Genomic DNA, 15,007 nt, shown 5'->3' on the forward strand with positions numbered 1-15,007 from the left:
AGAAATCCGGCGGCGGGATCATCCCACCGCCTTGATTGCTGTTGTGACTGGCGAACCTGTCGTTCGCCAGGGCAGATTACTTGATCTTGATCTCCGAGAGCTGCAGCGTCCCGTTGGTCGCCATCGTCGGCTTGAATTCGAGCCGCTCGGAAACGCGGGAGAAGCCTACCATGTGGAAGAGCAGGACGTCGGCAACGACATCGTCATGCACATAGGCGATCAGTTCCGACCAGAGCTTGGCACGCTCGTCGCCGACGGCAGCCGACGCGCGCTTGATCAGGTCGTCGACCTTCGGATCGGAGAAGCCGGACTGGGTGCCTTCGGTTGCGTATTTGAAGAACATCGAGAACGACGGATCGCCCTTGGAATTGTCGTGCATGGCGGCAACGATCTGCGGGCCGCGACCTTCCTTGAAGGGCTTGGAATAGTACTGCTCGTGCTCGGCGACCTCGACGAATTTCAGCTCGACCTTGAAGCCGACTTCCTCAAGCTGCGCCTGAATGGCCTCCATGATCTCGGTCACGTTCGGAAAGTTTGCAGAACGGGCGATGATGGTGATGGGCGTGTCGACTTTGACGCCATCGGCCTTGGCTTCCTCAAGCAGCTTCTTTGCCCCTTCCGGATCGTAGGGGAAGACCTTTACGTCGGGGTTCCAGCCAAGCGTCGGTGGCGGCACGATCGCGGTGGCGAGCAATGCACTTTCGGGAACCAGGGTACCGAGGAAGGCCTGGCGGTCGATGGCGACGTTGAGCGCGCGGCGGACACGAACGTCGTTCAGCGGTTCGATGTTGTGATCGATGCGCAGGTAGACGGTTTCGCTGTCGAGGTAGGAAAAGTCCGTTGCCGGGTTCGTGGCATCGAGCTGCGAGATCGACGGCGAAAGGTCGGCTTCGCCGGTCTGCACCATGGCTGCGCGCACCGACGGGTCGGCGCGGAACAGATAGGTGGCTTCCGTCACTTCGGGCTTTGCGCCCCAATAGTCGTCACGGCTGGTCAGCACGATCTGCTGGCCCGGCGTCCAGTTGGTCAGCTTGTACGGACCGGTGCCGACCGGTTCGCGCACGAACTCAAGCGGCGTTTCCTCCGGCACGATCGTGACGAGAGACATCAGCAGCGGCAGGATCGGCTGAACCGGATCGGCCTTGAAATCGATGGTGTAGTCGTCGACGACCGTCGGGGTCACCGTGATGCCGCCGAAGTAGCGGCGCGATTCACAGGTGTTCTTGTCGCTCATGATGCGATCGAAGCTGTGCTTGACGTCCTTGGCGTCAAAGGTCGTGCCGTCGGAGAACTTGACGCCCTTGCGCAGGTGAAAGCGCCAGCTGCTGTCTTCGTTTTGCTCCCATTTTTCGGCCAGGCGCGGCATGACGCCCTTGTCACTGCGAACGTCGAGTTCGGTCAGCGTTTCGCTGACGTTCTGCATGATGACGCGGCCGATGTTCGAGCGCGTGGCCATGCAGGGCTCCAGCAGGTCGGCCTCCTCGGCCAGCACGATCTTAATGGGGCCAGACCCGGCGAATGCGGGCGACAGGGCCGAACTCAACATGAGTGCACTCAAGACAAATAATTTCTTCACGGCATTTCCTCCCTAGTGAAATTCGTTCAGCTGGATGTTGCTTTTCCGGATCGCGCGGCAATTAGCGCCGCGCAACCGATGAGCCCGCCGCCGCAAAGGGTGGTGAGGGCGATCTGTTCGCCAAAAAGCGCGAAGCCGCCGAGCGCCACGAGCGGCAAGCGCAAAAAATCGACCGGCGCGACGATCGTGGCGGGCGCGAGTGAAAAAGCATGGGTCATCATACCCATGCAGGCAGTTCCCACGACACCCTGCAGCGCCAGAAGCGTCATCTCCCTCGCCCCAGGCATGGTCCAGAACGGCAAGGCGAAAAGAAGCGCGATCGGAACGGTCAAAAGGAGATTCCAGACGACCAGCGTTGAGGTCTTATCGCCCTTCGACATGGACTTCAGGATCAACTGAATGGTCGACTGGAGCATCGCGCCAGTGAGGGCGAGAAGGATGGCGAGACTGAAGCCGGTTCCCGCGGGGCCGATGATCAGCATCGCGCCGCCAAAACCGAGCACCACCGCACCGATCATAGCCGGGCCAGGCCTTTCGCCCAGCGCCAGTGCGGCACCGAGCAAAAGGAAGATCGGCGACATGAAAGCGATGGCCGTCACGTCAGCAAGCGGCCCCCAGCTGAAGGCAGCGAAGAAGGCGACCATGGCGAGCAGCTTGAAGCCGGCACGGACCGCATGCTGACGCAAGGGGTGGCTCGACTTGAGCACCGATGGGCGCAGGGCAACAAAGGGCAGAAGGATGAGCGCGCCGAAGAAAGCGCGGAAGAAGCCGATGACGAAAGGATGCACGGCGCCGTTCAGCGCCCGCACGATCACCGCGTCGGCGGCAGCAAGGATCGCTGCACCAACCGCGAACATGACCGCCATCTTAGCCCCCTTCGGGCTGGCTTCCAGCATCAGACCTCCTCCCGGCATCCTCTTGCCGGCTTGTTCAGACCATCCACCTTTCACCAAAGTTTGTCAAATTAATTCGCGATGTAAATTTTGTATGGAAATAATCACAATAAATATTTCAGTAAAATCAGTGTGTTATGTGTCATAGTAAACGAGCATGCGTCTATTTGTAACTTTATCAAACTTGACAACTTTGAAAATTGGGTGATTTTCGAAGCACACAGGAGGAACTCATGGACCCTGAAGAAATCGCCCGCAGCATGAATGGCCTGCTTCAAACCGTGTCGCCCGAGCGTATGGAAGCGCTGTTGCCGTCGCCGATGATCCAGAACCATGCAGCCTTCCTGCATCTGCTTTCAGACGGCGCGCTCGCCTGTGCCTGGTTCGGCGGCACGCTCGAGGGAAAATCGGACATTTCCATCTTTGCTTCGGTGCTGCCCAAGGAGGCGACGCAATGGGGACCGCCGCAGCGCCTGAGCTTCGATGCCGCGCATTCGGAGCAAAACCCGGTGCTCTTCACTGCGCCCGATGGCAGGCTGTGGCTCTTTCACACCTCCCAACCCTCAGGCAATCAGGACGAGTGCCGGATCCGGATGGCTGAGGTCCGCCGCGATGCTTCCGATCCGCTGGTACTAACGACAAGCGAAGGCCGCTATCTGGACCTTCCCCGTGGCTGCTTCATCCGCGCGCCGCTCGTGGTGCGCGGTGACGGCGCGTGGCTGCTGCCGATCTTTCGCTGCGTTCAGCGCCCCGGGCAGAAGTGGAACGGCAGCCATGATACGGCAGCCGTCGGCATTTCGCTTAATCAGGGCGAGACCTGGCAACTGGAAGAACTGGATCAGTCCATTGGCTGCGTGCACATGTCGCCGGTGTCGCTTGGCGAAGGCCGTCTTGCAGCCTTTTTCCGCCGGCGGCAGGCCGACTGGGTCTACAGGACCGAGAGCCTCGATGAGGGCCGCTCCTGGTCCAGGCCCGAGGCCAGTGACATCCCGAACAACAATTCCTCTATCGCCGCTCTCAGTCTGAAAGACGGCCGGATCGCGATGATCTGCAACCCCGTCAGCGCGGCCGACACCGCCGAACGACGCACGTCGCTTTATGACGAGCTCGGCGAGGACGACAACCGCCCGGACGCCGACCCCACGGGCGGTTGCGTTCCGATCTGGGGTGTCCGGCGCGCGCCAGTCTCTCTTTGCCTCTCTCAAGATGGCGGCAAGACATTTCCCGTGCGCCTGCTGATCGAGGACGGCCCCGGGACATGCCTTTCCAATGACTCGACCGACGGCCGCAACAAGGAGATGTCCTATCCCTGGCTGCTGGAGGGGCCGGACGGCGCCATGCACCTTGCCTACACCTACCACCGGCGCGCCATCAAATATGTCCGCCTGGCCCCTGGCTGGGACCACGCTGACCAACGGAGACCTTCATGAGCAATATCATCGGCATAACCATGGGCGATCCGTGCGGCGTCGGCCCCGAGATTTCGGTGCGCGCGCTGGCCGACATGTCGCCGCAAGAACGCGATACGGTCCGGATCTACGGCAATCTCGCGACGCTCGAAGCGGCCCGCGCCGCTCTCGGCCTTGAGGTTGATCTCACCGGACATGTCGTCGATCTGCCGATTGAAGGTGCGCCGCTTGCCTGGGGACAGCTGAGCCCTGTCGCCGGCGACGCGGCCTTTCGCTTCATCGAAAAGGCAGTGCGCGACGCAGAAGCCGGTGTGATCGGTTGCATCGTCACGGCGCCCATCAATAAGGAAGCGCTGAACCTTGCTGGTCACCACTATGACGGCCACACCGGAATGCTGCGCAGCCTCACGGGCTCCAAGGCCGCCTACATGCTGCTTGCCTCCGAGCGCCTCAAGGTCATCCACGTTTCCACCCACGTGGCGCTGCAGGAGGCGATCCGACGCTCGACGACCGAACGGGTGCTCGCCACGATCCGCGCCGGCGACGCTCATTTGAAGCGTATCGGCTACGTAGCGCCCAAAATCGCGGTCGCCGGTATCAATCCCCACTGTGGCGAAAATGGCTTGTTCGGCACCGAGGATGACGACCAGATCGTGCCGGCCGTTGCGCAAGCACGCGCGGAAGGCATCGATGCCTATGGCCCGATTTCAGCAGATACGGTGTTCCATCGCGCCTATTCGGGCGCCTTCGACCTCGTGGTCGCGCAGTATCACGACCAAGGGCACATCCCCGTGAAGCTCGTCGCCTTCGACACCGCCGTGAACGTCTCGGTGGACCTGCCGATCGACCGAACCTCGGTCGATCACGGCACGGCCTTCGACATCGCCGGCAAGGGGATCGCCAACCACGGCAACATGAACTCCGCCATCGCCTATGCCCGCAAGTTGGTGGCAGGCGACGCCAAGCGAGGATGACACCATGACCATCGCTCCCATCACCCTTTATCAGCCGCGCCGCCTCGCCGTCGGCGCCGGCACAATCGCAGAGGTCGGCGCCTGGGCGGCCGATGCCCGTTCTGTGCTCGTCATCGCCACGCCGATCACCGCAGGCTTCGTCGACCGCCTGAAGCTTTCCGGCCGCGTTGCGGTGTTCGACGCCATCCCGGGCGAACCCGATGTCGACACGCTCGATGCCGCACTCGACTTCGCGCGCCAAAACAGCCCGGACCTCATCGTCGGCCTTGGGGGCGGATCGGTGCTCGACGTCGCCAAGCTTGTCGCCGTGCTTTGGGACTCCGAGCAGACGCTTGCCGATGTCGCCGGACCAAACCGCGTACTCGGCCGCAACACGCGCCTGGCTCAGGTCGCAACGACCGCCGGCACCGGCTCGGAAGCCGGGATCCGCTCGCTCATCACCGACCCGGTCAAGGGAAACAAGATCGCGGTCGAAAGCCCGCACATGATTGCCGACCTGGCTGTTCTCGATCCGGAACTCACCTATTCCGTGCCGCCGGCGGTAACCGCCGCCACCGGCGTCGACGCCATGGCCCATTGCGTGGAAGCCTTCACCAATCGCCGCGCCCATCCGATGATCGACGGCTTTGCCCGAATGGGCTTCAAGCTCGTGGGCAAACATCTCGCCCGCGCAGTCAGGGATGGAGCCGATACCGAGGCGCGAGAAGGGATGATGCTTGCTTCCTACTACGGCGGCATCTGCCTTGGGCCGGTCAATACCGCGGCTGGCCATGCCATCGCCTATCCGCTCGGCACGAGGCTTCGCCTGCCCCACGGATTGGCAAACGCCATCATCTTTCCGCATGTGCTCGCCTTCAACCAACCGGTTGCCGCGGGCAAGACGGCAGAAGTCGCAAAGGCGCTTGGTCTCGGCGAAAATCTCTCCTCCCGGGAACTCCTGGGCGCTGCCCGTGGCTTCTGCCGTGATCTCGGCATCGAGATGTCGCTTGCCGCTCACGGCGCAAGTGCCGACGACTTGCCGCTCTATGCAAGCGAGGCCCATGCCAACCGAAGGCTCATGGACAACAACCCGAGCGACATGAGTGTGGAGGACGTGCTTGCCGTCTACAAGGCAGCTTTTTGATCCATAGACCATGCAAGAAACAAAACCCCGGCGTCTGCCGGGGTTTTTGCTTTGTCGATTACTTGGTCGCTTGGAACAGACGTTCGCGGGATCCGGAAAGGTGGTCATGCATGAGTTGTCTCGCCTTTACGCCTTCACGCGCGGCAATCGCTTCCGCGATCGCTTCGTGCTCCCCGAAAACGCGCGTCAGCCCGGTCGTCTCCCGTTTGACCGAGGCGCCATGAAACCGCATCCCGACCGCGATGTGATCCTTGAGCGCTTCCATTGCCGTGAAAAAATAGCTGTTCTGGGCCGCACGTGCGATCGCAAGATGAAACTGGAAGTCCGCATCCTCCCGGTGCGATTGCCGGTTGGTGGCGTCCCGCATCAGTTCCAACGCCTGGCGGATGGCGGACAAGCTGGCCGCGTCATGCCGCTCGGCAGCAGCCTGCGCGGCAGCCGGCTCGACCGTCAATCGGAACTCGTAGCAGTTCAGAAGATCGGCGACATTTTCCAGTTGTCCGAAGCCCAGCGGCTCACGCATGCCGACAGCACGAACGAAACTGCCGGCGCCGCGGCGTGAATAGATGAAACCCTGCTCGCGCAGCCGGCGCAACGCCTCGCGAATGATCGGACGGGAAACCTCGAATTCACTTGCCAGTTCGTGCTCGGTCGGCAAGCGCTCGTCCGGCTTGTAGGCGCCGGACTTGATCGCACGGTGCATGCGCTCAAAGACGAGATCGCCGAGGCTCTTGCGTGCTGTTCCGTTCTCCAGTCCCATCCGTCATCCCATCTTGCGAAGGACAGCCTCCGCGATTTCCTTAAGCGTATCCGGCGCGCCGAATCCGCCGGACTTGGCAATGATGCAACGTCCATCGACCTCAGCCAAGCCCAGGCCGGGCAGGCACTCGCCCAGCAGGCGAAAACGCTGGATGCCCATTTTCCTCAAAACTGCCTCTGCAGTTGCGCCTCCAGACAGAAGCAGTGTCCCTGCCCGTTCGACAAGGCCCGGACAGACGCTCTCGGCAAGCGCCTCGGAAACGGCCTCCGGCGTCACCTCCCCTTCACCAGGCACCGCCTGAACGAGCGTGATTGCGTCGCCGGTGTCGTCTGCGGCCGAAAGCCGCCCGTTGGGCGCGGGCAAATAGGATAAGGCAAGGTCGTTGCGAAGCGTGTCGATCTGGGCAAGGGTAATCGGGTCTCGGGACCCAACGACGAACAAAGCCCTACCGGCAGCCACCTGGGCAGCCCGCGGTTGTTGACCGCCACTCATCCGTTCGGCAAGCGCCTCGGCCAGACCGCGCGCCCCAATCAGCAGATCCGTACCACTTCTTTCCGCATTCTCAAGCAAGGCGCGCATCTCGGCTTCAGTGGATACGTCCGGGATGATGGCCTTGGCCGCATGCCGGCCGAGCTTCTCGGCAACGGAGATGGGCGCATCTACCCCAAAGCCTTGCACGCTGCCGGACATGACAACCCGACCGAAGGCCGGGATGGCGGGCGCCACGAGCGCCGATCCGAAAGACATTGCGTCGAGTTCGGCAACGATGTTGCCCTTAAGACGGGAGTCGACCTTCTTGAATATGCGCGAACCCGAAGGCAGCGCAGCGAGCGTGGCAACTGTTCGTTGCCGGGCGGATGCGGGGCTGTGTTCTCGCGATCCGAGATTGACCGAAACCACGTCCGGCCCCGTTTTCAGGACATCATCGATCGCTTCGGGCGCCAAAGCGACTTCGACATAAAAGCCCCTCGCGGCAAAGGGCGCCGCAGCATCCAGAGCGCCGGTCAGATCATCAGCGACAATGACGAGCATCTCAAAATCCAGACGATTTGTTGTTATCTTTAATTGTCCATTTTATATTGAAATGTCAATATTTTTTGAAAGGAAATTACAAATTAGGCGCACTCGGCCGCGACCGATGTTAGGCATCGGTTCTCGTCCTTGAGCTTCCGTGTGCCTATTTTCAGGAAGCGCTCGCCATAGCCTGGCAACGGCAGGTTTCCCGGCGCGATGCCATAAGCCTCGATCACGAGGACTGCGACGGTTTTCGCCGCTCTCGTCTAAGGGCGCCACGTCATCTGACCGAACAACACTGAGCTTCCCGGGCGCCGTCGCGAACGCATGGTGGCTGGACGTCGCGAGCGTTATCGCTGTGCGACTGGGCGTACCAGTGGCGTCACGCGTCGGATGGTCACGCGGCGGTTCTCTTCCTCCGGCTCGGGCGTACTGATCTTGAGGAAACGCTCGCCGTAACCTTGCGTCACCAGGTTCTCCGCGGGGATGCCGTAGACTTCCGTCAGGAGGACCGCGACGGACTCGGCACGCTCGTCGGAGAGGACGAGGTTCGACCGGTCGGAACCGACAGCGTCCGTGTGCCCCTCGATGAAGAAGGTTTCACCGGGATCCTTGCCGAGCACCTTCTGCATGGCGTCGGCGACCGTTCGCAGCGTCTTTGCCTGTGACATCGACACTTCGGCGCTGCCGGTTTCGAAATGGATCGTGTCGAGATCGATGCGCCGGACCTTGTCACGGAGACGGGCGGAATTGCGGACTTCATCGATGGAATAGACACGCTCCACGCGCTCGACCGGCGGTTCGGACAGAAACGCGTAGTAGTCTCGATCCGGCTCCTGCGAATAGTCGACGATGTAGTCATCGACCGGGATCGTCAGGCGCATCGGCGGCAGGTCATAGCCGACGTCGACGATCGCCGGGCGCCTTTCGTCCTGATAGTCCGGCGCGTACATCAACACATATTCGTTGCCGTCGCTGTCGACGCGCGAGCGCTGCAAGACGTCACCGTAACGGTCATAGACGGTGACGATCCGGTAGCCGCCCGGGCGCACGATCGTTTCACGCACGCGGCCGCGCGGAAGCTCGTCGTAGTACGCCTCCCGCGCGTCGTGGCGCAGGCGCGGACGATCATCACCACGCACGAAGATCTGGTCGCCGACGCCAAGGACGACGCGATCGTCGAGCCTCTCGACCACGTGCACCTCAGTCACCTCATTGTTCGTGGTGTTGTTGACAGTCCTGTTGTTGATCACCGTATTGTTGATGACGGTCTTGTTGACGATGTTCGTCGTGTCCGGAACCGCGAAGGCTGGCGCCGCGTCAACGCGTCGACCTTCCTCCTTCATCCCGGCCTCGATCCTCTGCGGGGCCGCCTGCCGCACGTCGGCCGGGATTTCGGCCTGGGCCGCGGCGTCATCTGTCGGCGGCGCTACGTTCTTTTCCTGGACGCGCAATTCTTCGCGCTGCTTGCGCCGAGCCTCGCGCCCCTGGTCGCCGCCGGACTTGTCGGCGTCCTTGTCACTATCGAGCACAGCTGCGCCGTTATCGACCGGAAGCACAACGGTTTCGTCGCTCGCCGCCGGATCCTGGGCGATCTTTCGCTTGTCTGCCTTCGTGCGCTTGTCGACGACAACAGGTGCAGGCTTGGCCTGAGGCTCCTCACTCTGGCGCTGCTCGGCCGTCGCGGGCTGTTCAGACCCTGGAACGGGCTGCGGCTCACTCTCACCGGTCTGTGGCGCCGGCTTTTGCTCTTCCGGCTGCTGACGTTCAGCTTGCTGCTTGCGCTTCTTGGGCACCGGTACCTGCGCTTCCCCAGCGTTCTGCGGAGTGCTCTCATCTATAGCGGGTTGCTGTCCTTCTGCCTGCTCTTTGCGCTTCTTGCGTTCAGGTGCTTGTTGTTCCTCAGCCTGCCGCGGAGCGCCTTCCTCTATGGCGGGTTGCTGTTCTTCCGCCTGCTGCTTGCGCTTCTTGCGCTGAGGCGCCTGTTGCTCTTCAGCCTGTCGCGGCGCGCCTTCTTCTATGGCGGGTTGCCGTTCTTCCGCCTGCTGCTTGCGCTTCTTGCGCTCGGGCGCCTGTTGCTCTTCAGCCTGCCGCGGAGCCCCTTCCTCTATGGCGGGTTGCTGTTCTTCTGCCTGCTGCTTGCGCTTCTTGCGTTCGGGCGCCTGTTGTTCTTCAGCCTTCCGTGGCGCGCTTTCCTCGGTACCGGGCTGCTGTTCTTCAGCCTGTTGCTTGCGCTTCTTGCGAGACGGCTCTTCTGCCTGGCGCTGCGGCTCCTCGGCCTGCGGTTGCTGCTGTTCTACCTGCCCTTCCCCCGCGTCCTGCTGCTTCTTGCGCTTCTTGAGCAGCAGCAAATCCTCGGGCGACTGCTGGTCGACGCCTTCCTGAGCGACCTGGAACGGCACCCTCAGGCTCTCGGCCAGCGCCGGCTGTATCACGAATGATGCGGCGAAGACTGGAAGGGCCACCGTTGCGAAAAGTTTGGAAGGCATCGACATGATTTTCACTCCTGTTACTGGGAGACCCGAGCGCCCGTTGGCGCTGTACGAACGGCGCGCCTTACGACGCGGCACAAGCGGGGCCATCACCCGAGCCTCCGACTTTTGTGGCCGTCAAAGGCTAGTCCCAACGCAGCAGCGAGCGAACGGTTCCGCCCAGCAGACCCTATTGCGAAACTGCTAGCTGCAGGGTCGGGCGGCCGGTCCCGGGAAACGGAAAGGCAAAAATGGGGAGTATCGGCCGGGTGTACGAGCAGCCGTGATCACAAAGATGGCTGTCGGTCGTGGCGATCCACTTGAGCGGCCGCCAGCCGCGACGCAAGCCGATCCGGATTGCCGTTCAGTAGAGGCGCGAGGCGGCATTGGGCATGCTGGGGTTCGATAGCCCCATCGGCGGAGCAGACGTCCGTCCTGTTGATCCTGGATGAAGTGGTGTCGGCAAAAAACTCGCTCCGCCGCCACCATTGCTCGCGGAGCTCTCCGGCACGCCGGAAGGCCGCCAGGTGCTGGAAGAGGCCACGGCCCCGGCCCGCGCTCTTGAGCGACGTCTTGGCAGTTCGGATCCGCGAAGTTTCAAGAAGGAGCTCGATCGTCTGGGGGTGAAAGATCCGGCCGTAGTCGACCGCATCAAGGACGTCGCCAGCCTTGTCAATAGGACACACCGGGCGGAGTTGAGCCGGGCCTATGAACTCACGTGCGGGCTGAAGAAGGGACTGGGCTTGGGCATGTGAGGCATGTCGGCGATGTAAGGTACCCAGAACCGCTGAGCCAGATTTAAGAAAGAATGCCCTGTATTTCACGGCGCTGTTCGAGGTGTTTCGCGGGGTTCTGTTCCTTCAGCTTTACGAGGTTGAGGACCTTCCAGCGGACAGCCGGAAGCTCCGCTGCCTGTGGAAGGCCGATCGCGTCGAAATCGGGCTCGCCGTCATGGAGCGTTAGAAGGAACCGCATGGCCTTTTCATCCAGCCTTGCGAGAATATCGCCGGTCAATCGGTTCCTCACCCCTTCCAACTCGTTAAGGCTGACTGCTTCCGATGTCATGCCCTCGAACTCTTTTACGAAAGCCTCGTCGAGCTTCACGAGCGAGGGACGCACCAATTCGTGCGGCGGTCGGCCGGAGCTTGCGACATAAACGAGGAACGTGTGAAACAACGCATCTGTCAGACCTTCGTTCTCGTACAGCAGCTTCACGTCGAACAAGTCACGTGGATGCTGGCGGTCGACAGCTGCATGCAGCTTGCCGCCGAAAAGGTCCTCGAACGAAACGACCTGCATTTCCGCAAAGCCGAATTCGTCTTCGACCGCTTCGCTCACGCGTCGTAGTTCAGGCGGGTGGACCGTCCCTCTGGCGACCGGCGAGGTCTCGATCTTGATTTCGGCGCCTCCTTGCCGGACGAGGACGCGCGTGTCGTTGTTGCCTCCGCCGGCTATCCTCTGCACCGTGACACCCCGGAGGTTTCGCAGTAGGTCGTCGCGGATTTGCTCGAGTGTGGTGTCGATACCTTTCAGCGTCGTCTCGCGATCCTCGATCGGGAGATAGGTCAGATCAATATCGACTGATAGTCGCGGCATGTCGCGGTAGAAGAGGTTGATCGCCGTGCCACCTTTAAGGGCGAAGGTTTCCTGACGTGCAATGAAAGGAAGGGTCCTCACCAGGAGTTCCACTTGCCGCATATATTGCTCACGCGCCACGGGGCGTCTCCTTTGGCATCAGCTCGTCTGGAATGGTGATTCGGTAATCCGGGTGAAGCCGACCACCTGGGGTGAGTGCTCGGTCGCCCGTGCCGAGATCGATCGCCGACATGTCGATGTGCCTGCGCCAGGCGTGCCCGTGCTTGTCTGCATAAACGAAGAAGAGGCGCTTGGTCTTTACACTTCGGCACTCCGCCAGAAGTCTTGTCAGCAGCTTCGGGCGCAGATTGGCCAGGCTCTCGAACGCCATGTCGACGGTGTGGAAGCTTTCGCTCTTTGGCAGCTCATCGAGCATTTCGATGATCGCGCGTTCAGGAGACGACATCGGGATCGGCCAGCGCCACGGGCTCAGGGCGAGCTCGCCGTCGGCATCGTCCGATAGATTGAAATCAGAATGTTCAACGCCGAGGGCCGCGTCTCCAAACAAATTGGCGCTTCTGGTCAGGATCCGCGCATCGGTATGCAGTTTCGACAGCCACAACGGAATGTCGGAGCCGTAGAGGCAAAGAACGAACTCGCCGCTGAGCGAGAGATAGTGACTGTGGCCCCGCAGGGAGAGAGCACTTGCCCCGCCAACGTGGAATTTGTGCCGCATCAGCCATACGGCCGAAAGCAAAGGGATCTTCCATCCCGTAACGGCATCCGGGTTCGTGTCTGGCGAAAATGGACGTCGATAGAGGCCCGTCAATGCTGGTTCCAACCAACCGCGTTTGACGTAGCCCGAAACCGATTGTCGCGAGATGGCGTGACGAGCCATCCACGCAGTGTCCACCAGGAATCCAGGTGGGACGGCTTGGAGAAGCTGCTTTAGCTTTGTCTCGCTTTGTCCACTCATGTTTGACATCGTAGCGCGTCTGTAAAGTTATCGCCACTCCTACTTTAATGAAAGCTGCAAATGTCAATTGAAAATTGACAAAAATCGGCCAATCCAAAGTAGGTCGTCCGTTTTTTCTCTCGGTTTTGATAGCCGCAATCAACGCGCCCGGGAATCGTTGGCCTACTGTCTTCTCGTCCCGTTGCCACCACGAGATCGGATCGCGACAACTGCCGCAGCGATCACCGACGCCTCTCAACCGAGCTCGCATTCGGGATTGCCGGCTCTCTCTACGTTCGGGCGATCACGCGCGTTCCACGGCTCGCGCTTGTGCAGCACTTCGCCATGGCGACAGGCCCAAGCACGAAAGAACGGGCCCCGGACGTTGCCTTTTTGGCAATCGACCTTGCGAATATCTGTGCTTCTTCGGCAAGGGAAACTCTGAATAATTGGCCGTGCAAGCAACTCTTCAGAGATCCGCAAGATGGCCTATGTCATTACCGAACCCTGCATCGACGTGAAGGATGGCGACTGCACCGCCGCCTGCCCTGTGGACTGCATTTACGAGGGTGGCCGCACCTTCTACATCCACCCCGACGAATGCATAAATTGCGGGCTCTGTCTTTCGATCTGCCCCGTCGATGCCATTGTCTGGGATCAGGAGATACCAAACAACCAGCGCCACTTCATCGCTGTGAACAAGGAGTTCTTCGGGTCCGATGTCACGGGGATCGGGTCGCCCGGCGGCTGGAGCAAGGAGTGCTCCACGACGCAGGACCATCCTTTCGTTGCCGCCTTCGAGAAGGCAGCCGCGATCGCTTAGCAAGTCCGCCCCCTATAGGAGACCAGAGGGTGACGCCTACCACCTTGTCGCCGCGCTCACCAGCTGGCGTAATAGGCCCTTGTTGCCGCGGCCAGTTTGGTCACGCGTCCGCGCTCGGCGGTCAGCCGCGGAAGGTCAGCGCGCGCCTGCTGCAGGAGTTCGGCCCGGGCAGCCTCGAAATCGACCCGGGTCAACCGTCCATCGCACAGGATCTCCTGTCCGCCGACATAGAGCGCCTTTGCATGCGCGGCGGTCATCCGGGTAAGCAGCACCTCCGCTTCATCCAGGTCGTCCATCAGGCTGTCGGCAATCAGCGCAGCATAGTCCACGAGCACCCGGTCTTCGTTCGCCGGGGCGTTCACCACCTTGGCGCCGACATGGATCGCGGCATCGAAGACACGTCCCGCCGTAAAGGTTCGCGTCAGGTCGCGGCCGCCATGCAGCAGATGGGCAAGGCGCAATTCGCGCCAGAGATCCTGGTCATCGTCAAAGCCCGTTCCGTCGAGGCCGAACGCGAAAGCGGGGCCGCTTGGCGGAATGGTGGCGACCGGCGCCACGCCTGAACGCAGGCGCAAATTCGCCGACGGGTTCGAAACGAGCTGCACGCCGCGCGCAGCCAGCAGCTCCAACTCGTCCGGTCGCAGCTGGACGCCGTGGGCGACGGCGAGGTGGGGCGACAGGAAGCCGATCTCGTCGAGGTATCGGACAACCCCTTGCGGAAAGCGCCGATCCAGCCATTGCCTCTGCCTCGGGCTTTCAAGGAGGTGCATGTGAATGCGCCGGCCGGTTGCGTGAGAGGCCTCGGCGATCGCTTCGAGCAGTGCATTGGAACACCATTGCGGCCCGATCGGACCATACTGCACATCGATCAACGGACTTGTGTTGGCCGCAGCGACCGCGTCGGCTGCCGAGATCTGCACCGATGGCGACGCATAGCTCGGGATCGAGCCGCTGAGATCGTCCCAGTCTGCCGGATCAAGATATGGCCGCAATCGCTGAGGCCCGCCGTCATAGGCCCACGGATCGTAGTCGAGAAGCGGGCAGGAAAGCGCAAGCCTTATGCCTGCGTCGCACGCCGCGCGCATGACCGCGCCTGCCTCGTCGACGAGACGGTCGATGTTCAAAGAATTATGGCAATGCATGGTCGCGCCGACGCCCGTTTGGGCCAACCTTGAGAAGGCCACCAGCGCTTCCAGATAGGGCTCGGTTCGCGGTCGAAGCCGAAGTCCCGGGATCCACACTTCCAGGGCATCGTCCGCGTTGCCAAAATCGAGCGTGCGGATGCCATAACCATGGTCATGGGCGTTGACGGGGGGCGGCATGAGCAGAGCACCAGCCGGGATCGTCGTCCATGAGGCGCCGTCAGGCAAATGATCCAACAGATTTTGCGTGCGCCCTGCGGCCTCGTGGCCCGGTCGCAAGAGAAGTCGCCCG

13 protein-coding genes are annotated in these 15,007 nt (G+C 61.6%); 5 read left to right on the forward strand and 8 right to left on the reverse strand.

Annotated elements, in window-relative coordinates; genetic code table 11:
• Window positions 1-76: 76 nt before the first annotated feature.
• Both IB277_RS27415 and IB277_RS27420 read right to left on the reverse strand, forming a co-directional pair.
• On the reverse strand, window positions 77-1,546 hold the full coding sequence (locus tag IB277_RS27415; protein WP_210333340.1) for an ABC transporter substrate-binding protein: 1,470 nt from the start codon (window positions 1,544-1,546) through the stop codon (window positions 77-79).
• A 56-nt stretch (window positions 1,547-1,602) separates the two neighbouring features.
• On the reverse strand, window positions 1,603-2,472 hold the full coding sequence (locus IB277_RS27420) for a DMT family transporter (RefSeq protein ID WP_246812833.1): 870 nt from the start codon (window positions 2,470-2,472) through the stop codon (window positions 1,603-1,605).
• Between the two features lie 230 nt (window positions 2,473-2,702).
• Here IB277_RS27420 and IB277_RS27425 point away from each other — a divergent pair, with 230 nt between their 5' ends.
• Genes IB277_RS27425 through IB277_RS27435 form a run of 3 tightly spaced genes read left to right on the forward strand, consistent with a single transcriptional unit; the run spans window position 2,703 to window position 5,975 of the window.
• Window positions 2,703-3,899, forward strand: a complete 1,197-nt coding sequence (locus IB277_RS27425) for an exo-alpha-sialidase (RefSeq protein ID WP_060580795.1) — start codon at window positions 2,703-2,705, stop codon at window positions 3,897-3,899.
• Window positions 3,896-4,852 carry a 4-hydroxythreonine-4-phosphate dehydrogenase PdxA gene (pdxA, locus tag IB277_RS27430; protein WP_060580796.1) on the forward strand — a complete coding sequence of 319 codons (957 nt, stop codon included), beginning with the start codon at window positions 3,896-3,898 and terminating at the stop codon, window positions 4,850-4,852. The genes IB277_RS27425 and pdxA overlap by 4 nt, the downstream gene beginning before the upstream one ends.
• Before the next feature lie 4 nt (window positions 4,853-4,856).
• A complete protein-coding gene (locus tag IB277_RS27435) occupies window positions 4,857-5,975 on the forward strand; it encodes an iron-containing alcohol dehydrogenase (RefSeq protein ID WP_060580797.1) in 1,119 nt (372 codons plus the stop codon).
• A 58-nt stretch (window positions 5,976-6,033) separates the two neighbouring features.
• Here the strand turns inward: IB277_RS27435 and IB277_RS27440 are convergent, their stop codons facing one another.
• The 3 genes from IB277_RS27440 to IB277_RS27450 all read right to left on the reverse strand — a co-directional run bounded on the left by IB277_RS27440 (window position 6,034) and on the right by IB277_RS27450 (window position 10,244).
• Window positions 6,034-6,735: a FadR/GntR family transcriptional regulator gene (locus IB277_RS27440; RefSeq protein WP_034796126.1), complete on the reverse strand. Its 702-nt coding sequence runs from the start codon at window positions 6,733-6,735 to the stop codon at window positions 6,034-6,036.
• A gap of 3 nt (window positions 6,736-6,738) precedes the next feature.
• Window positions 6,739-7,767 (reverse strand): four-carbon acid sugar kinase family protein, encoded by a 1,029-nt coding sequence (locus IB277_RS27445; RefSeq protein WP_192372076.1) that lies wholly within the window; start codon window positions 7,765-7,767, stop codon window positions 6,739-6,741.
• Between the two features lie 332 nt (window positions 7,768-8,099).
• Window positions 8,100-10,244: an OmpA family protein gene (locus tag IB277_RS27450; RefSeq protein WP_192372078.1), complete on the reverse strand. Its 2,145-nt coding sequence runs from the start codon at window positions 10,242-10,244 to the stop codon at window positions 8,100-8,102.
• Window positions 10,245-10,708: 464 nt separating this feature from the next.
• On the opposite strand from IB277_RS27450, the gene IB277_RS27455 reads away from it, so the two are divergent.
• A complete protein-coding gene (locus tag IB277_RS27455; RefSeq protein WP_246812834.1) occupies window positions 10,709-10,975 on the forward strand; it encodes a hypothetical protein in 267 nt (88 codons plus the stop codon).
• 43 nt (window positions 10,976-11,018) lie between these two features.
• Here the strand turns inward: IB277_RS27455 and IB277_RS27460 are convergent, their stop codons facing one another.
• On the reverse strand, window positions 11,019-11,936 hold the full coding sequence (locus tag IB277_RS27460) for a nucleotidyl transferase AbiEii/AbiGii toxin family protein (RefSeq protein WP_060518075.1): 918 nt from the start codon (window positions 11,934-11,936) through the stop codon (window positions 11,019-11,021).
• Window positions 11,926-12,780, reverse strand: a complete 855-nt coding sequence (locus IB277_RS27465) for a type IV toxin-antitoxin system AbiEi family antitoxin domain-containing protein (protein ID WP_371813687.1) — start codon at window positions 12,778-12,780, stop codon at window positions 11,926-11,928. The genes IB277_RS27460 and IB277_RS27465 overlap by 11 nt, the downstream gene beginning before the upstream one ends.
• 454 nt (window positions 12,781-13,234) lie before the next feature.
• On the opposite strand from IB277_RS27465, the gene fdxA reads away from it, so the two are divergent.
• Window positions 13,235-13,573: a ferredoxin gene (gene fdxA / locus IB277_RS27470; RefSeq protein WP_192372080.1), complete on the forward strand. Its 339-nt coding sequence runs from the start codon at window positions 13,235-13,237 to the stop codon at window positions 13,571-13,573.
• 56 nt (window positions 13,574-13,629) lie between these two features.
• Here fdxA and IB277_RS27475 read toward each other — a convergent pair whose 3' ends face one another.
• Window positions 13,630-14,895 (reverse strand): amidohydrolase family protein, encoded by a 1,266-nt coding sequence (locus IB277_RS27475; protein ID WP_192372153.1) that lies wholly within the window; start codon window positions 14,893-14,895, stop codon window positions 13,630-13,632.
• Between the last annotated feature and the right edge of the window lie 112 nt (window positions 14,896-15,007).

Origin of the sequence: Ensifer sp. ENS07 (assembly GCF_014852185.1) — a bacterium.
In the GTDB taxonomy this organism is placed as follows: domain Bacteria; phylum Pseudomonadota; class Alphaproteobacteria; order Rhizobiales; family Rhizobiaceae; genus Ensifer; species Ensifer adhaerens.